Below are 17,814 nucleotides of genomic sequence, written 5' to 3' on the forward strand. Positions count from 1 at the left end.
TCAGGGACGCCGCCGGGCGTAGGCGGCACCAACGGCCGAGTATGCGGCGGTGTTCGCCAGTACCGCCTCGGGCAGGGTGTCGGCCATGCTCATGAAGCCGTGGAACATCCCGTCGTATCGGCGGATCTCGGCCGCGACACCGGCTCGCCGCAGCCGATGCCCGTAGTCTTCGCCCTCATCGCGCAGTGGATCGAATTCGGCGGTGACGATGTGCGCGGGCGGGAGTCCGGACAGGTCGGCGCCGAGCGGGTCGGCGTACGGGTCGGCGCCGTCGTGCGAACCCAGGTATTGGCGCCAGTACCAGCGCAGGTGCGCGGCGGTGGTGAAATAGCCGTCGGCGTTCTCCCGGTAGGACGCGCTGTCGCAGGCCGGGTCGAGCATGGGATACAGCAGCAGCTGCCGGGCGATCTCGGGGCCGCCGCGATCTCGTGCCATCAACGCCGTCACGGCGGCGAGGTTTCCGCCCGCGCTGTCCCCCGCCACCACGAGGCGGGCGGGATCGCCGCCCAGCGACCCGATGTGGTCGGCGACCCAGCACAGCGCCGCGTACGCGTCCTCGGCCGCTGCGGGAAACCGGTGTTCGGGCGCCTGCCGGTAGTCCACCGACACCACGACCGCGTCCGCTCCGACTGCCATGGCCCGGCAGAACCGGTCATGGCTGTCGAGGCCGCAGATCACGAACCCACCGCCGTGGCAGAAGACCACCGTCGGAGCCGGCGCCATGGCGCTCGCGGGCCGATAGATCCGGACCCGGACCTCGGGTGCGCTCGGTGGACCGGGGATCCGCCGCTCCCACACCTCGGCGACCGGGATCGGCTCCGCGGCCGGTGCGGCACGCGCGGCGAGCAGCCGCCGTGCCTCGGTGGCGTCGAGCACTTCGGTGCCCAACGCGGGAAACGCGGCGCTTGCGGCATCGACGACCACCTGCGCTTCGGGTGTCAGCGGCATCCGGCTCGCTCCTTCGCTAGTGCTGGGCGTCCGGTGGCAGGAACTTGCCCGCCGCCAAGCCGCCGTCGATCGTCACCTCGGCGCCGGTGATGTAGGCCGAGGCGTCGGAGGCCAGGAACGCGACCAGTTCGGCGACCTCTTCCGGTACGCCGGTGCGTTGCAGCGGCAAGGACGGGAAGCTGCCCGGCCCGGTGGTCAGGTACGGGACCATCGGCGTCGCGATCGGGCCGGGGTGCACCGAGTTGACCCGGATCGCGGCCGGGCCCAGCTCGAGCGCGGCGGTCTTGGTCAGGCCGCGCAGTCCCCATTTCGAGGAGCCGTAGGCGGCGTGACCCATCAGCCCTTCCAGCCCCGCTTGCGAGGAGATGTTGACGATCGAACCGCCGCCCGCCCGCGTCATCGGACCGACCGCTGCCCGGATGCCGCGGAACGCCCCGATCAGGTTCACGCGCAGAATGCGCTCGAATTCCTCCGGCGTGGTCTCGGCCAGCGGCTTCGCGGTATAGATGGCGGCGTTGTTCACCAGGACATCCAGCTTGCCGAACGCCGAGACCGCCTCGGTCACGGCGACTTCCCAGTCCTCGTCACCGCCGACGTCGTGCCGCACGAAACGTGCTGCGGCGCCGAGCGATTCGGCCAGCCGGGTGCCTTCTTCCTCCAGCACGTCGGTGATCACCACGCGGGCGCCGCGCTGCACGAACAGCCGCGCCTCGGCGGCGCCCTGTCCCCGGGCCGCGCCGGTGATCAGGGCGACCTTCCCACTCAGGTCAACCATGTCGAACTCCTCGTTGTCGTCGGCGATCGCCGAGATCAGCTGTTGCGGAAGTGGGGGATGACCTTCTCGCCCCAGTGCCGGATGGTCTCCAGGCAGGCCTCCTGCGGCACCGTGCCCATCTGGATCAGGCAGAGGATCTCGTCGGCGCCCGCGGCCTGCAGACGCTCGACGTAGGCGATGGCGTCCTCGGGGCTGCCGTAGGCGTGGTCGGCGTTGAAGACCGAGGTGGCGCCGGTCTGCACCGGAATCTTGGCCTCGTGCAGGTAGGCGACGTGGGCGTCGGCGGCCTGCTTGATCGCGGCGAGCTCGTCGGCGTTCGGATCGACGGCCTCGTCGGGCGCCGGGCCCGCGCCGTAGTAGTGCTTGATGGATTGCGCGAAGAAGCGCTGCCCGCGGGCGCCGATCCGCTGGGCCTTCTCCCGGTCGTCGAGAACGATGGTCGGGCACAGCGCCGCGAAATGATCGTTCACCACGGTCGACACGAAACGCTCACCCGTGCGCGCGGCGATCGCCTCGTCGTAGGTGCGGCGCAGTTCCGCGATCTCCTCCACGCCCGCGAAACCCAGCACCAGCGCGCCGATTCCGTAGTCGGCGGCCATCTTCAGCGTGTCCTTCTTGGTGCAGGCCATGAACAGCGGCGGATGGGGCAACTGCTCCGGCCGCGGCAGCAGTGAATGCGGCGAGACCTGCAACAGTTCGCCGTTGTACTCGAATTCGGCTTCCGGATCCTGCCACGCCTTGCCGATCATCCGTAGCGACTCCTCCACCTCCTGGTAGGTACGCTCGGGGTCGACACCGCACATGGAGGTCTCCACCGGCGTCGCGCCGCGGCCCGCGCCGAGGTTGAGCCGTCCGCCGGACAGCACGTCGAGCATCGCGGCGCGTTCGGCCGCGCGCACCGGGTGGTTGAAGTTGAACGGCATGCACACCACGCCGTGCCCGATCCGAATCCGCTCGGTCTTGGCGGCCACCCAGGTCAGGAAGACCTCCGGGGCGCTCATGTGCGCGTACCACTTCAGCCCGTGGTGTTCGACCGCCCACACGGTGTCGAACCCCATCTCGTCGGCGAGCACCGCCTGTTCGACACAGTCGCGCAGCACCTGGTGCTCGTGCTCGCGCGACGGGTCGGCCATCTGGGCTTCGAAGATCATCGAGAACTTCATCCGGTCTCCTTATCGAGCGCCCGATCGGGCGTTTTCGGGTTTCGTCGGGGTGTCTGATCCCGGGGCGGGACAGCCGGCAGCGGTATGCCTAATCGAAATATGTCCGCCGGAACTTCTCAGGTCAGGCCCTAGTCCCGGTGGCCGGGACGGTCCGGTGCCCCGCCTCGATGGGCGACCTAGCGTCGGTGAGCAAGCGACGGTGAGAGGACGGAATTCGGTGGGACAACTCGACGGCAAGGTGGCGCTGGTCACCGGCGGGGCGCGGGGGATGGGTGCCGAGCACGTGCGACGGTTCGTGGCCGAGGGCGCGCGCGTGGTGTTCGGTGACCTGCTCGACCACGAGGGAACGGCGCTGGCCGCGGAACTCGGTGCCGCGGTGCGATACGTGCACCACGACGTGACCAGTGAAGCGGATTGGTCCGCGGCGGTGTCGGAGGCCCTCACCCACTACGGGCGGCTCGACGCGGTGGTCAACAACGCGGGCATCCTGCGGTTCGTCCCGATCGCCGAGATGGCCTTGGCGGACTTCACCACGATCATGAACGTCAACGTGACCGGCACCTGGCTCGGCATCAAGACCGCCGCGCCCGCGCTCGCCGAAACCGGAGGCGGGTCGGTCGTGAACGTCTCCTCGGTGGAAGGGTTCGTCGGCGCGGCCGGTCTGTCCGCCTACAGCGCGAGCAAGTTCGCCATCCGCGGCATCACCAAGTCGGCCGCTCGCGAGCTGGGGCACCTGGGTATCCGGGTCAACTCGCTGCACCCCGGTGGCATCGCCACCCCCATGACCGCCGCGGTGTCCGGAGCCTCCGGCGTCGACGGCGCCGGCTTCTTCGCGAGCCTGCCGATCCCGCGCTGGGGGCAGCCCGTCGAGGTCTCCCACGTGGCGGTGTTCCTGGCCTCGGACGCGGCCAGTTACTGCACCGGAGGCGAATTCGTCGTCGACGGCGGCATGCTGACCGGTTGCGGTTACTGACGGAAGCGACGCGATGACTCAGGAATTCGAATTCGATGTGGTGGTCGTCGGCTCCGGCGCCGCGGGCATGACGGCCGCTCTGACGGCCGCCTACCGTGGACTGTCGGTGACGCTGATCGAGAAGAGCAGATCCTTCGGCGGGTCCACGGCACGGTCGGGCGGTGGTATCTGGATCCCCAACAACCCGGTGTTGCAGCGCGAAGGCGTGCCCGACAGCCCGGAACTGGCCCGCACCTATCTGAAAGCGGTGGTGGGCGATCGGGTTCCAGAGGCCAAACAGCGGGCCTTCCTCGATCGCGGCCCCGAGATGATGCGTTATCTCGGCGCTCGCAGCCGATACTGGGAGTTCGTCTACGACCGCGGCTATTCCGACTATCACCCGGAGTTCCCCGGTGGTCTGGCCCAGGGGCGCAGCATCGAACCCGCGCCGCTGGACGGACGCTTGCTCGGCGGCGATCTGCACAAGATCAATCAGCCGACCATGTCCGGCCCCAAGGGAATCGCGTTCACCGTCAGCGACTTCCACGATCTGAACATGATCGCCCGCACCTGGGCCGGGAAGCGCACCGCGATCAGGGTCGGTATGCAGGCGGTGCGGAACAAGCTACGCGGACGGCTGCCGCTGAGCCTGGGCAAGGCGCTCGCGGCCCGGCTGTGGCTGTCACTGCGTGACGCCGGAGTGCCGGTGTGGCTGAACACGCCGCTGACCGACCTGATCACGGAGGCGGACGCGGTGGTCGGTGTGCGCGCCGAGCACGACGGCACGCCGGTGGTGATCAAGGCGCGCCGCGGTGTGGTGCTGGCGGCGGGCGGTTTCGAGCACAACCTGCGGATGCGCGAGCAGTACATGAGCGGGCCACAGTCCACCGAGTGGACGGTGGGCGCCACCGAGAACGTGGGTGAAGGCATCGTCGCTGGTCAGAAGGCCGGTGGCGCGGTAGATCTCATGGGCGACGCCTGGTGGGGCCCGTCCGTGCGCAATCCCGATGGCCCGCCGTTCTTCTGCCTGGCCGAGCGCTCCCAGCCCGGCGGCATCATGGTCAACCACGCGGGCGAACGGTTCGTCAACGAATCGGCCCCGTACGTGGACGTGGTGCACAAGATGTACGAGCGGGAAGCGGCGGGCGTCGGGCACATTCCGGCGTACTTCATCATGGATCAGCGCTTCCGCGACCGGTACCTGTTCCTGGGCAACTTCCCCAAACGTCCACTCCCGCAGAAGTACGCGGACGCCGGGATCCTCGACCAAGCCGAGACCTTGGCCGAACTGGCGGCGAAGATCGGTGTGCCGCCCGCGGCGCTGACCGCGACGGTGGAGCGTTTCAACCGCTTCGCCCGCGCCGGTCGCGACGAGGACTTCCGGCGCGGCGAATCCGCCTACGACCGCTACTACGGCGACCCGACCGTGCGGCCGAATCCGTGTCTGGCCCCGATCGAGCAGGGCCCGTTCTACGCCGTGGAGATGGTGCCGGGCGATCTGGGCACCAAGGGCGGCCTGGTCACCGACGAGCACGCTCGCGTCCTCGACGCCGACGACCGGCCGATCCCTGGCCTGTACGCGGCGGGGAACAACTCGGCCTCGGTGATGGGCAACGACTACGCGGGTGCGGGCGCGACCATCGGCCCCGCCATGGTGTTCGGCTACATCGCGGCCGGTCACCTCGCCGACAACCAGCCGGGCGCGACCGCGCGGCACGCAGTGGAAGGAGAGCGTTGATGGGACGGATCGACGGTAAGAACGTCATCGTCACCGGCGGCGCACGGGGGATGGGCGCGGCCTTCGCGCGGCGGCTGGTCGCCGAGGGCGCCACGGTGGTGATCACCGATGTGCTGGTGGACGAAGGCGTGACGCTGGCCGCCGAGCTGGGCGACGCCGCGACCTTCCTGCCGCTGGATGTCACCGACGAGTCGGCGTGGAACGACGTGATCGCCTACACCGAGGAAGTTTTCGGGCCGGTCTCCGGTCTGGTCAACAACGCGGGCATCGTGCACGTCGCTCCGATCGAGAAGTTGTCGGAGGCCGACTTCCGCAAGGTGATCGACGTCAACCAGGTCGGGGTGTTCCTCGGCATGAAGGCGGTGCTGGGATCGATGCGCCGGGCAGGCGGCGGCTCCATCGTGAACATCTCCTCGATCGGCGGCATCATCGCCTTCTCCGACATCCTCGGTTACACCGCGTCCAAATGGGCCGTGCGCGGCATGACCAAGACCGCCGCGCAGGAGTTCGCCGCCGACGACATCCGGGTCAATTCGGTGCATCCCGGCGTGGTGGCCACGGAGATGACCGCCGATTCCACTCGCTCGCAGGGCATGTCGGGCAGTCAGCCGATGCGCAGGGCCGGGCGGCCGGAGGAACTGGCGAACCTGGTGCTGTTCCTGATCAGCGACGAGTCGAGCTTCAGCACCGGCTCGGAATTCGTCGCCGACGGCGGCTACACGTCCCTGTGACGACGTCCGGCAGGGCAACCCGGCGGATCGACCGCCGAGCGAGACAAGGAAATCAACCGTGAAGAACTTCGAGGGCACAACCGCCGTGATCACCGGCGCGGGCGCGGGCATCGGACGGGCACTGGCGATCGAACTCGCCCGCCGCGGCGCCCACCTGGCACTGTCGGGCCGCAACGTGGACAACGTCGCCGAGACCGCCGCGCTGTGCGGCAAGGAGGGTGCGCAAGCCCGCGCCTACAAGCTGGATGTGACCGACCGGGATGCGGTCTATCGCCACGCCGACGAGGTGGCGGAGGACTTCGGCCGGATCAATCTGGTCGTCAACAACGCCGGAGTCTCGCTCACCGCGAACGTGGAGGAACTCGGCTGGGCGGACTTCGAATGGATCGTCGGCATCAACTTCTGGGGCGTCGCCTACGGCACCAAGGCGTTCCTGCCCCACGTCATCGCCTCCGGTGACGGGCACATCGCCAACGTGTCGAGCATGTTCGGCCTGGCCGCGTGCCCGAGCCAAGGAGCCTACAGCGCCACGAAATTCGCCATCCGCGCCTTCACCGACGCGCTACGGCAGGAGATGAACATCGCCGGTCACGCGGTGGGCGTCAGCAGCGTGCACCCCGGCATGATCAAGACCGAGATCGCCTGGAAGGCGCGCGCGGGTGGCGATCGCGACCGCGACGCCCTGGCCGCCAACTTCGACCGCCTGGCCAAGACGACCCCCGAGCACGCCGCCCGCGTCATCGTCAACGGCATCCGCAAGAACAAGGCGAAGATCTTGATCGGCACCGACGCCCACGTGATCGACTGGCTGCCCAGGATTTTCGGCGCGGGCTACCAGAAGATCCTCACCGCTCAGATGAAGAACGAAGTCGCCTGAGCTTATCGTCAGAGCGCGGCCGCGAAATTCGGTCGGGCGATAGCTGAGGACCACACGTGCGGCGCCGTTACTCAACCGCCCTCCTCGATGAGTAACAGATATGCCGACTCGAGGTGCACGATGCACTCGTCTGGGCGGTGAAGGCGGTGGATGTACCGAAGCTCTTGAGCGCGTTCGACAGTCAGCTCCAATAAATGCACCTGACACATGAACTCGGCGAGCATGCCGTCGGCTCGGACAAAAGTTCTGTGATGCGGAGGATCTGGCGATGTCAAGGACACTCCTGCTTGGACGCGGAACAGAGGTCAGTCCCACAGTTCGGCGCACGGGAGCGTCGGTAGGTCGATACTCACGTCGTCGTCGACCGTGACAACGAGCTCTGGAAAGCTCCGTGCCAGTGCGTCCGCGACGCTCTGCGCTTGTTCGGCACCGGCCTGATAGTCGAGGGTCAGAGCACCGACCTCGATGTGGATATGGCGGATTCGCCGGGACGCGCGAAGGGGTGGCACGGCGGATCACTGCGGTTTGTCGACGGAAGGGACAACGCGCCCGGCTGCGGCCAGCGCTCGCAGCCCGGCGGCCTTGCGTGGACATTTCTCCGCTCGACAAGCTACGTGACACTGCATGTGCGTATGCGCCTGGTCGATCGTAAAGGGCTGTGCAGGTTTCGGATGAGCGCCGGGCGTAGTCGTGATGGCGAGTTGATGGATCGCGAGAGCCGCGTAAGGCATTGGGTGAGCGCTTTCTCTGCGGAACAACATTGATCGGTGAGGGGCCGCCGGCACCAAGGGCTTTCGCCACCTACCCCGGCTCACCGGGGCCGGTGCACCGTTCACGAGGTACGGCGTCTGCTTGGTACCGGGCACCGGAATAACCGTGCCTGCGAGCAGTTGCCGCGCACGACCGCGTAATGGTCGGGTAACGTTCGCCTAGTGTGCGCGTTTTCCCAGTTCAGGTAGCGAATCGTAAGGTGGGGGAATGGTCAGAGGGCGGGCGTGGACCGGCTTTGAAGCGGTGGCACTGCAAGAAGCTATGCGGCGATCGGTTCGGGACTTCGCCGCATTGCTAGGACTGGAGACGACAACCGTCAACAACTGGCGGACCGGCCTCAGTTCTGTTATGCGCCAGTGAAAGACTCTCTGTCCGTACCTCATATAACGATCGCGTATCCACTCTTCGAGGGGCTCTCGGCGGAGTCTGCTGCTATCGCGATGGAATCGAAAGCGACGATCGAAGGGGTCGCTATGACGGTTACAGAGGCGGTGATAGTGGCTTTGGAACGCCATGAGCACTCGTACTCGTGGACTGTTGCGGCGGAAGTCCCGCTGACTGGTAGGTAGAACCTGCTGGCTACCGCACATTGATGGAGGAGCACTGTGAGCAACGACAACGATCACGGCGGCAAGGTCTTCCGCGAAGCCTGGATTTCCGGCGTCACCACCCACTACCCAGGTACGCCGAAGGACAGTTACATCACGCCCTGGGAGGACACGCCGGATCGGGAGCGCGCGAGTGCGGCGGCGGTCTACGGTCAGGTGGTCGACTTCATCGAACGCACACAGAACGCGGCGGCTCGCCTGAGTCCGGAGCTGAAGGGGCAGTTTGTCGCAATCTGCTGGATCGGGCAGATCTGGCGCGGATACCGGATCCGAAGCCTGGCTATATCGCGCCCTGGGACCAGTTGCCCGAATGGCAGCAGAAGACCGATATCGGAATTTTCGAGGCAATCGAGCGCCGAGTGGAAGCCTTCGAGTCCCCCGCCGCCTTATAGGCATATCGAACGGGCGTCCCCGTGGCCTGAGCGCTTGCCTTGAAGTATTCAGGATTGGGCCTCCTGTGAGCGCAGGACGCGTTTGAGGACCTTGCCACTGGTGTTTCGAGGTAGGGCCGCTACGACCTCGATCCGACGCGGGGTCTTGTATCCGGCGATACGGGTGCGGGCCCAGGCGATTATCTCTGTGGGCTCGATCTGGGAGATGCCGTGGGGGACGATGAAGGCGCGTCCTACTTCACCGAGGCGAGCGTCAGGGACGCCGACCACTGCGGCCTCGGCTATGTCGGGGTGCGCGAGGAGAATTCGCTCGATTTCAGCGGGATAGACATTGAAACCGCCGACGGTGAACATGTCCGCTTTGCGGTCGGTGATCCGTAGGTAGCCGTCGGCGTCCAGGGTTCCGATGTCGCCGGTGTGCAACCAGCCACCTGAATCGATGACGGCCGCCGTTGCTTCGGCGTCGTCGAGGTAGCCGTGCATCACGTGGGGACCATGAACCATGATCTGGCCGGGCGCACCGACCGGCATGGGCTGTCCGGAATCGCTCACGACGCGAATCCGCCTACCCGGCAGAGCTTTACCTACGGTATCCGCGATGAGGTGTGCGGGTTCATCTGGTGAGCAGACCGTGGCCACGCCGGTCGATTCGGTCAGACCGTATCCGGTGAAGAGCTTTTCGATAGCCAGGTCGCGGCGGATGCGCTCCACCAACCCGGCCGGCACACTCGAACCACCCGTACCCGCCAGACGTAGCGAACGCAGATCATGGGCTGTGCGCCGATCGTGGGTGAGCAGGTCGTGGAACACGGTCGGAGGCCCCGTCAGCACGGTGATCCGCTCGCGCTCGATGACGCTGAACACCCCTTCCGGATCGAATCGGTCCATCGGCACCATGGTGGCGCCGCGTAAGAGGCACGCGACTATCCCCGCCTTGTAGCCGAAGGTCTGGGAGAACGGGTTGACCAGTAGATATCTGTCGTCGGCGGACAAAGTGACCGCGTCGGCCCAGCGGGTGAAGGTCTCGATCGTCTGCCGATGGGTGGTGGGCACGCCTTTCGGCACACCCGTGGTGCCGGACGTGAACAGGATGTCGGAGATCGATTCCGGGTCCACGGACGAACTCCGCGCCTCGGCCGCCGCGATGGGTACTTTGTCGCCGGGGGCGAGGAACCGAGGCCACGAGAGATCATCGGCCTCAGCGGTGTCGTCGAGCTTCACGGTGGTCCGCAGCTCCGGCAACGCACGTCCCGACTTCCGCAGCATTCCCGCGTAGTCGTTGCCGAGGAAATCGGTCACGGTGAGCAGCATGCTGCACCGGCTGCGGGCGAGGATGTCGGCGGCCTCCGGACCGCGCAACCGCGTGTTGATCGGGACGAGCGTCGCGCCCGCACCGAGGACGCCGAGCGCGGCGATCACCCATCGCGCGGTGTTGGGCGCCCAGATCGCCACCCGGTCGCCGGGCGCCACCGATCGCGACAGCACCGCCTGCGTGACGCGCCGTGCCGCCACGGCGAGTTCGGCGTAAGTGAGCGGGCCTCCCGGCCCTGTCACCGCGATCCGCGCGCCGTCGCGCCGTGCCCGATCGGCCAGCACCGCGGGAATCGTCGCGAGCCCATCTGCGCGCCGTCGATCCATGCCGCGATGGTGCCGCACCCGCCGCATCAGCCGGTCCGATCAGCGCCACATATCCCGCTGACCGGGAACGTCCTCCCGCGCAATGCCCGCACCCGCCACGGACGCCGGTTTCCGACGTCTCGATCCTGCTCAGCGGGACCGCGAGTACGGCCGATGATGGGCGGCACGGCAGGCTCGAACAGAGCTACAGGTGAGCGCGCCGCGGTTCGCGCCCGGTCGGGTGCACGAGGTATCGCACCGAGGCGCGGAATGCGCAGTGATCGCAAAGGAGTGACATGACCGCCGGAGCAGAGCTAGCGGAGCGAAACGACGAGGCAGCGGGCGCGGCGCCGGTCGTCGAACTCGACGGCGCCTGCGCGCTGTCGCGGGAAAGCATCGGCGGGAAAGCATGGAGCGTCAACCGCATGCGCGCGCTGGGTCTTCCGGTGCCGCCCGCCTTCGTGATCACCATCGAGGGCTGGGCCGACTTCTCGGCGCGCGGGGTGATCGGCGAGGACATCTGGCGGGCGGTTCGGGCCGGAATCGCCACCTTGGAGCGCGGCACCGGACGGGTCTTCGGGTCCGGCGCCCGGCCGCTGCTGGTGTCGGTCCGTTCGGGCGCCGCGGTGAGCATGCCGGGCATGATGGACACGGTGCTGAACCTCGGCATGAACGAGGCGGTCGCGGCAGCGCTGGCGGCGGAGACCGGGAACCCGGACTACGCGGTCGACACCCGGGAACGGTTTCGCACCCAGTATCGCGAAACCGTGCTGGGCGACCCGGCCGGTGCGGTACCCGAGAATCCCTGGGAGCAGCTGCGGGCGGCCATCAGCGCGGTGTTCCGGTCCTGGGATTCGCCTCGCGCGCAGACGTATCGGCGCAATCGCGGCGTGTCCGGAACGCTGGGCACCGCGGTGACGGTGCAAGCCATGGTCTTCGGCAATCTCGACGAGAAATCCGGCACCGGTGTGTTGTTCAGCCGCAACCCGAACACGGGTGAGCGCGCGGTGTTCGGCGAATGGCTCGTCGGCGGGCAAGGTGAGGACGTGGTGTCCGGCCGGACCACACCGCGACCGCTCGACGAGCTGGCCACCCTGTTGCCGCAGGTGCACAGCCGGCTCGTCGCGGCGGCCGGCCTGCTGGAACGCGATGGCCGCGATATCCAGGACATCGAATTCACCGTCGAATCCGGCGCCCTGTGGCTGTTGCAGTCCCGCCCCGCCAAGCGCTCGGCGCGCGCGGCTGTGCGGGCCGCGGTGGCCATGACAGACGAGGGCCTGATCGGCGCGGAGGAGGCGCTGGCCCGGGTCACCGCCGATCAGGTGCGTGCCGTGCTGCGCCCGGCGAGCGGCGAGTACACGGGGACGCCGCTGGCACGCGGCGAATCAGCCTGTCCCGGATTGGCGGCGGGTGTCGTCGTCAGCGATCCGCACGAGGCGGAGCGCCGCGCGGAGGCAGGCGAGGACGTGATTCTGGTGCGCCCGACCACCAGCCCCGACGACCTGCACGGCATGATCGCCGCCCGGGCGATCGTCACCGAACTGGGCGGTGTCACCTCGCACGCCGCGCTGGTCGGCCGCGAGATCGGCAGGCCGTGTGTGGTCGGCTGCGGTCCGGGCGTCGTCGCGGCGCTGACCGGCCGGATGGTGACCGTGGACGGCGGCGCGGGCACGGTGTGGCCGGGTCGAGTCGAAGGCAAACCCGTCGACGGGATCACCCTCGCGGACGTCGGCCGGTTGGCAGGCTGGGCGGGCACCGACATCGACGGGTTCGCGGCGTGGTTGGACGCGCGCGCGGCCGACGCCTCGGCAGAGGTGACCGTGGCACTCCCGCCGGCGGTGACGCAGGTCGCCGACCTCGATCTGCTGCGGCTGATCGGGATCAAAGGCCGGGCCGCCCACGACGCGCTCGCCGCAGGCACAGGCGCGTCGGCCGAGGCCGTCGCCGCCCGATGCGAGGAACTCGTGACCGAGGGCTGGTGCGTCGCGACGCCGATCGGCGTGCGTCTCACCCCCGAGGGCAGACAGCACCTCGACGGTTTGCTGGCGACGGAACGACGAGCGGTGGACCGCGCCGCGATCGCCTCGGTCTACGCCGAATTCTGTGCTTTCAACGGCACTCTGAAAGAGATCGTGACCGCGTGGCAGATGAAGGATCCGGCCACCGTCAACGACCACGCCGACGCCGAGTACGACGGCGCGGTCCTGACCCGGCTGACCGAACTGCACCGCGGCGTGCAACCGCTACTGCGGCGGATCGGCGATGTCGCACCGCGGCTGGCACGGTATTCCGGCCGGTTCGCGCACGCGATCGAGCGGATCGCGGCCGGCGACCACTCCTGGGTCGCCCGGCCCGTGCTGGACAGCTACCACACCGTGTGGTTCGAGCTGCACGAGGACCTGATCGGACTGTGCGGCCTGAGCCGCGCCGACGAGGCGGCGGCCGGCCGTGCCCACTGACCTCGCGGGCGAATCCACCGTGCCCGGTGACCGGTGGGTGGAGTTCGCCCAGATCGACAACGTACGCGACCTGGGCGGGCTACCCGTGCAAGGCGGCGGCACCACCCGCTTCGGGGTGGTCTACCGTTCCAGCACGCCGCAGAACCTCACCGAAGCCGATATGGCGAAACTGCTCGGCCCGATCGGTCTGCGAACACTGATCGATCTGCGGCTGCCCGACGAAGTCGAGCGCGAGGGCTACGGACTGCTGGCCACCGCCGACCTGCGGCGGGTCTGCCTGCCGGTGCGCAAGTCGCCGCAATCCTCGCTGGCGGCACGGGATCTGGTGCCGGACTCCAGCCGGGTCGATCTGGTGGACCTGTACGACAAGCTGCTGGCGGGCAGTGCCGACTCCATCGTCGCTGCCGTGCGGCTGGTCGTCGACGCGGGCCGTCACTCGGTGCTGTTCCATTGTGCCGCGGGCAAAGACCGCACCGGCCTGCTCGCCGCGGTGCTCCTGGACGCGGTCGGCGCGGCGCCGGAGGCGATCGCGGCGGACTACGCGCTGACCGGTGAACGCATGCACCGGGTTCGCGACCGGCTCGACGCGCTCCCGTCCTACGCGGGACTGCCCCCGGTCAGCACCGGCATTCTCGGGGTAGAGGCCGAGGTGATGCGGCGTTTCCTGGCGAACCTGTCCGCCGACCACGGTGGCGCCGCCGAATGGTTGCTGACCAGCGGGTTGACCACCGTGGAGTTGGCGCGACTGCGCGAGGTGCTGATCGCGCCGGAATAGGGGCGTGGGTCGGAGAGCGGCCGTCATCGGGCCCGGCTGGAGCATCCGGGTGATATGGCGGTCCGTCGGCTCGATGGCGACAGCGTCGCCGAAACCGAACCGCGAACTCGCCCCGCCCTCGGCGGTCGACGCATCTTCGGCGCCGGAATCGCGTAGGAGATCAATGAAGTCGGACTTCTAGCGCTGCCCGGGTCTTCGGCGGGCATTCGGTCGAAGGCCGCTGGGCGGGCAAGCGCACCGCGGTGAGGGGCGCGACTCGTTCGCCGCGTCGGCGGCGGCCCACACGATGACAGCACCTCGCGCGCTTCAGTGGAGGCAACCGCACTCGCATGCCATTGGCGGGGCGATCATCGATCACCGGTTCGAGTCGCGAGCATCGGTGCGGCCGGTGACCGCGGCCGTGTCCCGGAACCACCGAGCGGGTGCCTGACCGCGGCCCGGTTCGTCGCCGATCCGCTGCACCCCGGCGAGCGGATGTACCGGACCGGCGACCTGGTGCGGGCCGGGGGACCCACGATCCACCCGACCCGCCGACGTCCGTGACTACCGCGACAGCAGCTTGGATTTCAGCGCCTCCAGCGTCGGACCGTCCACGCCGAGCCCCTCGGAGAGGAACCGGTCGAACGGACCGAAGGACGCGCCTGCCTGGTCGAACGCGGCATCGAGGAAGTCGCGCTGCACGCCGAGGATCGGATCGAACAGCGCGGGATCGGTGACCAGCCCCTTGGCCACCAGCCCGTCCATCAGCGCCTTGTTACCCGCGGCCAGGTTGTCGTTCGACTCCAGATAATCCTTGTACACCTGACCCTTCGGGACGCCGAGCGCCGTCATCAGGATCGCGGTCATCCAGCCGGTACGGTCCTTGCCCGCGGTGCAGTGGAACAGCACCGGGCCGGTGGCGTTCGCGACATCCCGGATGGCGGCGCCGAACCGGCCGCGCGCCGTGGCGTCGCTGACCAGCCAGCGGTAGTAGTCGCGCATGATGCCCGCGGCCTTGCCGTCGCCGAACATCTGTTGCTGCACGGCGGGGCCGCCCTGTACGGCCTTGCCCACCATCAGGTAGAAGTCGTTGCCCGGGTCGTACACCGGACGCGCGAGGGCGGGAATCGACGCGGGCAGCTTGTCGGGATTGGCCCCCGACTCGGCCGGGCTGCGGAAATCGATCACCGCGGTGATGCCCGCGGCCACCAGTTTCTGCTGATCGGCGGCGGTGAGCTTGTCCAGGGCGTCGGTGCGGAAGACGACACCGGTCCGTAGTTTGCCGTTGCCCTGGGTGGGATAGTCGCCGATGTCCCTGGCGTTCGGTGCCGCCGATAGCTGCATGGAACGGTCGTGCACGGTGTGCACGAGTGCGGGGCCCGCGAATGCGGTGGTGGTGGACGGGAATACGGCGATCAGTGCGGCGGCGACACCGGTCATCGCCCCGCGAACAGCACGCGAAATCGTCACTGGATCATTCCTTCCATAGGGTCGCGGCCCGGCGGCGCCGAACCGGCAAGGGGCCGGGGTGCGCGCCCCCGGCCCCGGCTCATGCGTCGGCGAGCAGGGTGACGGTGCCGGCCGACCCGTCCACGCGCACCCGCTGCCCGTCGGCGAGGGCCGCGCTGGCGGTCTTGGTGTCGACGACGCAGGGGATGCCGAATTCCCGGGCCACGATGGCGGCGTGCGAAGCGGATCCGCCGATGTCGGTGACCACCGCGGCCGCGTAGGCGAACATCGCGGTGTGCCCGGTGTCGGTGACCGACGCGACGAGGATGTCGCCCGGTTCGATGTCGTCGTCGAGGGACAGCACGCGTTTCACGGTGCCCTCCACGACGCCGGAGGACACTCCGATGCCGGTCAGGCTTTCCCCGGGCGCCAAAGCGTCCGCATCCGAGAGGGGTTCCCAATCGCCCGCGATCACGTCCGGCATCCGGATGCCCTGTAGCCGGGTGAGTTCCGCCCGCCGCCGTGCTACACGCTCGGTCAGATCAGCGGGTGCCCAGAGGATTTCGTCCAGGGTGAGGAAGCAGGCGTCCTCGGCCTGCTGTAGCCGCCCTTCCCGGATGAGCCGGTCCGCTCGCTCGCGCACGGCGAGGCGCAGGCAGTGGGTGTAGCGGACGACGGCGTCGCGGACGCGTTCGCGTGCCATCGTCGCTCCCGCCGCCATCCGCGCGGTGCGGCTCGGGGACGAGTCGACCGGTTCCCGCTTGGGCGCGGGCATCGCGGCCGCTCGGGCCGCGGCGGTGACCAGCAGTTCGGGACGGTCGCCGAAAGTCGGGTTGATCAACTCACACTCGCCCGGTCCGCGATGCCCGATCCGGTGCAGTTCCTCGTCCAACGCGGCGGAGAACGCCGGGGAGATCGCCCGCGCCGCGGCGACATCGCCGGAGTGCGCCGCGTCCTGTAACGCGGTGTCGGCCCGGCACAGCGCGGCGAGCCGTTCCACGGCGAGCATGGTCCTGGCCGACTCCAACCGCTCGAGGTCGATGGGCACGTCCGCCGATTCCTTGCCACGGGAGTGGATGGCCGTCGCCGCGCCGGTCATCATCACGCCGATGGACGCCGCCGCCCACGAGTGGTTCAGCCGGTCCCGCCACAGCAGGGCCCGAGCGTGCAGTTGCTCGTCGGTGAGCTCGCGGATCGCCGCGGCGCTCAATGTCTCCTGGTGCGCGGCGGCGTTGATACCGTCGGTGGTCTCCCGATAACGCAGCGCCGTGCGCAGCACCCGGCCCGCGGCGCGCCAGGTGGCGCGGGTACTGGCGAAACCGGTCGGGGTGGGTGGTTTGCCGTGCGGGGTCAGCGAGATCTCGGCCGGGATGTTGCCGTAGACGTCGCGACGGATGCTCTGCTCGTCCCAGCCCGGCATGTTCTCCGCGGCCAGCACCCCGATGGAGGCGTTGATGTAGATGTGGTGCCCGAGCACGGTGGTGACCCGGCTGGTCCAGTGCTCCAGCGCGATGCCCTCCAGCGCGATCATCCGGCCCATCGCCGCGTTGGCCAGCCGGATCGCGCCCGCCTGCAGATCAACGGTCAGCGGCGTGAGCGGGCCGGGCAGCGCCTCGGAGGTATTCGTCGCGGTGTGCACCGGATAGGCCGGGTCGACGCGATCGTCGAATTCGCCTTCGAGACCCTCCGGCGCCACCGACACCAGGGCGTGGCCGTCCGACGTGGCCGCGCGGGTAGGCACCAGATAGCCGGGCAGCGGGATCGCGCCGGTGCGAGCGACGAGTTCACCGCCGTCGACCTTGCGGCCGCCCAGTCCGCGAACGATATCCGCCGCCACTTCCGACGCGGTCCACCCGCAGCGAAATCCCCACTCGTCGCGCGCCGCCGTCGAATCCACCTGCGGTACGGGCCGAGTGCGCGACTTCCGCCGCAGCCGCCGTGTTCCCGCCGCCGCACGGATGCGGCGCGCGTCCTCGGCGGAAACCACGCCGGGCGCGGCCAGCTCCACCACGCCGGTACGTCCCGATCCCACGGCCAGTACCAGGAAGCGTTCGAAGTCGTCGGTGTGCAGCACCTGGAATCCGCCCGCCGGGCGGGAACCCAGCAGCCGCAGCAGGTTTCGCCCGCTCGCCCCCTCGACGCGCCTGCCCGCGACCGGCGCGGTGCGCACGATCAGCGCCTGCGCCCCGCTGGACCGCACCGCGTCCTCGGCGACCGCATCCGATCCCGCGCCTACGGGAACCACGATTCGCGCCCCCGCCGCTCGGGCCGCTCGCGCGATCGCCGCGAGGGAACCGCCCAGGTGTACCACCGCCGCACAGTCGGCGACGGCCCGCGCGCAGATCACAGGCCCCTCCGGGTCACCGGTGATCACCTCGACCCGAGGATCGACGTACCGGTGGCGCTCGCGATCCAGCCCGACGACGTCGTGGCCCGCGGCCAGCAGCATGCGCGCCACCGCGCGACCGGTCGGATCGGAAACTCCGGTGACCAGGACCCGCATGAATTCTTCCTCCTCGCTGGCGCCCACGCAGACGTGACGCCGTTCACACACCATCGCCACCCGGCGCCCCCGTGCTG

14 protein-coding genes are annotated in these 17,814 nt (G+C 68.9%); 8 read left to right on the top strand and 6 right to left on the bottom strand.

Annotated features, from left to right (window positions below; translation table 11 throughout):
• The 3 genes from lipP1 to ON29_RS15065 are packed head-to-tail and all read right to left on the bottom strand — an operon-like array spanning nucleotide 1 to nucleotide 2,886.
• Nucleotides 1-948, bottom strand: coding sequence for a LipP1 family hormone-sensitive lipase (gene lipP1, locus ON29_RS15055; protein WP_051175215.1), 948 nt, complete (start codon nucleotides 946-948; stop codon nucleotides 1-3).
• A 16-nt stretch (nucleotides 949-964) separates the two neighbouring features.
• The gene (locus ON29_RS15060) at nucleotides 965-1,723 is read right to left on the bottom strand and encodes a glucose 1-dehydrogenase (protein ID WP_040866854.1); all 759 of its coding nucleotides are present in this window, start codon (nucleotides 1,721-1,723) and stop codon (nucleotides 965-967) included.
• 35 nt (nucleotides 1,724-1,758) lie between these two features.
• Nucleotides 1,759-2,886 carry an LLM class flavin-dependent oxidoreductase gene (locus tag ON29_RS15065; protein WP_040866855.1) on the bottom strand — a complete coding sequence of 376 codons (1,128 nt, stop codon included), beginning with the start codon at nucleotides 2,884-2,886 and terminating at the stop codon, nucleotides 1,759-1,761.
• A 217-nt stretch (nucleotides 2,887-3,103) separates the two neighbouring features.
• Here ON29_RS15065 and ON29_RS15070 point away from each other — a divergent pair, with 217 nt between their 5' ends.
• The 6 genes from ON29_RS15070 (at nucleotide 3,104) to ON29_RS34720 (ending at nucleotide 8,998) form a co-directional block, all read left to right on the top strand.
• Complete coding sequence (locus tag ON29_RS15070; protein WP_040866856.1) at nucleotides 3,104-3,859, top strand: glucose 1-dehydrogenase; 756 nt, start codon at nucleotides 3,104-3,106, stop codon at nucleotides 3,857-3,859.
• A gap of 13 nt (nucleotides 3,860-3,872) precedes the next feature.
• Nucleotides 3,873-5,576, top strand: coding sequence for a 3-oxosteroid 1-dehydrogenase (kstD, locus tag ON29_RS15075; RefSeq protein ID WP_040866857.1), 1,704 nt, complete (start codon nucleotides 3,873-3,875; stop codon nucleotides 5,574-5,576).
• Complete coding sequence (locus tag ON29_RS15080; protein ID WP_040866858.1) at nucleotides 5,576-6,307, top strand: glucose 1-dehydrogenase; 732 nt, start codon at nucleotides 5,576-5,578, stop codon at nucleotides 6,305-6,307. Before kstD ends, ON29_RS15080 begins: the two co-directional genes overlap by 1 nt.
• Before the next feature lie 58 nt (nucleotides 6,308-6,365).
• Nucleotides 6,366-7,184, top strand: coding sequence for an SDR family NAD(P)-dependent oxidoreductase (locus ON29_RS15085; RefSeq protein ID WP_040866859.1), 819 nt, complete (start codon nucleotides 6,366-6,368; stop codon nucleotides 7,182-7,184).
• A gap of 419 nt (nucleotides 7,185-7,603) precedes the next feature.
• Entirely contained in the window at nucleotides 7,604-7,948 is a 345-nt protein-coding gene (locus ON29_RS35830; protein ID WP_157172785.1) for a hypothetical protein, read from the top strand.
• Nucleotides 7,949-8,560: 612 nt separating this feature from the next.
• Nucleotides 8,561-8,998 (top strand): hypothetical protein, encoded by a 438-nt coding sequence (locus ON29_RS34720; RefSeq protein ID WP_245548962.1) that lies wholly within the window; start codon nucleotides 8,561-8,563, stop codon nucleotides 8,996-8,998.
• 5 nt (nucleotides 8,999-9,003) lie between these two features.
• On the opposite strand, the gene ON29_RS15100 is transcribed toward ON29_RS34720, so the two are convergent.
• Nucleotides 9,004-10,593, bottom strand: coding sequence for a FadD3 family acyl-CoA ligase (locus ON29_RS15100; RefSeq protein ID WP_040866933.1), 1,590 nt, complete (start codon nucleotides 10,591-10,593; stop codon nucleotides 9,004-9,006).
• Nucleotides 10,594-10,868: 275 nt separating this feature from the next.
• Here ON29_RS15100 and ON29_RS36565 point away from each other — a divergent pair, with 275 nt between their 5' ends.
• Together ON29_RS36565 and ON29_RS15110 are read left to right on the top strand one after the other, a co-directional pair.
• Complete coding sequence (locus ON29_RS36565; RefSeq protein ID WP_051175216.1) at nucleotides 10,869-13,031, top strand: pyruvate, phosphate dikinase; 2,163 nt, start codon at nucleotides 10,869-10,871, stop codon at nucleotides 13,029-13,031.
• Nucleotides 13,021-13,806, top strand: a complete 786-nt coding sequence (locus ON29_RS15110) for a tyrosine-protein phosphatase (protein ID WP_051175217.1) — start codon at nucleotides 13,021-13,023, stop codon at nucleotides 13,804-13,806. The genes ON29_RS36565 and ON29_RS15110 overlap by 11 nt, the downstream gene beginning before the upstream one ends.
• Nucleotides 13,807-14,349: 543 nt before the next feature.
• Here the strand turns inward: ON29_RS15110 and ON29_RS15115 are convergent.
• Nucleotides 14,350-15,255 carry a tyrosine-protein phosphatase gene (locus tag ON29_RS15115; RefSeq protein ID WP_040866861.1) on the bottom strand — a complete coding sequence of 302 codons (906 nt, stop codon included), beginning with the start codon at nucleotides 15,253-15,255 and terminating at the stop codon, nucleotides 14,350-14,352.
• A 79-nt stretch (nucleotides 15,256-15,334) separates the two neighbouring features.
• A complete protein-coding gene (locus ON29_RS15120; protein ID WP_169332578.1) occupies nucleotides 15,335-17,737 on the bottom strand; it encodes a PEP-utilizing enzyme in 2,403 nt (800 codons plus the stop codon).
• Nucleotides 17,738-17,814: the final 77 nt, after the last annotated feature.

Source organism: Nocardia exalbida NBRC 100660 (assembly GCF_000308575.1).
In the GTDB taxonomy this organism is placed as follows: Bacteria; Actinomycetota; Actinomycetes; order Mycobacteriales; family Mycobacteriaceae; genus Nocardia; species Nocardia exalbida.

Excerpts from the sequence above, each read along its gene's own strand:
- lipP1 (WP_051175215.1), bottom strand. The coding sequence starts at position 948 with ATGCCGCTGACACCCGAAGCGCAGGTGGTCGTCGATGCCGCAAGCGCC.
- ON29_RS15060 (WP_040866854.1), bottom strand. The coding sequence starts at position 1,723 with ATGGTTGACCTGAGTGGGAAGGTCGCCCTGATCACCGGCGCGGCCCGG.
- ON29_RS15065 (WP_040866855.1), bottom strand. The coding sequence starts at position 2,886 with ATGAAGTTCTCGATGATCTTCGAAGCCCAGATGGCCGACCCGTCGCGC.
- kstD (WP_040866857.1), top strand. The coding sequence starts at position 3,873 with ATGACTCAGGAATTCGAATTCGATGTGGTGGTCGTCGGCTCCGGCGCC.
- ON29_RS15080 (WP_040866858.1), top strand. The coding sequence starts at position 5,576 with ATGGGACGGATCGACGGTAAGAACGTCATCGTCACCGGCGGCGCACGG.
- ON29_RS15100 (WP_040866933.1), bottom strand. The coding sequence starts at position 10,593 with ATGGATCGACGGCGCGCAGATGGGCTCGCGACGATTCCCGCGGTGCTG.
- ON29_RS36565 (WP_051175216.1), top strand. The coding sequence starts at position 10,869 with ATGACCGCCGGAGCAGAGCTAGCGGAGCGAAACGACGAGGCAGCGGGC.
- ON29_RS15120 (WP_169332578.1), bottom strand. The coding sequence starts at position 17,737 with ATGCGGGTCCTGGTCACCGGAGTTTCCGATCCGACCGGTCGCGCGGTG.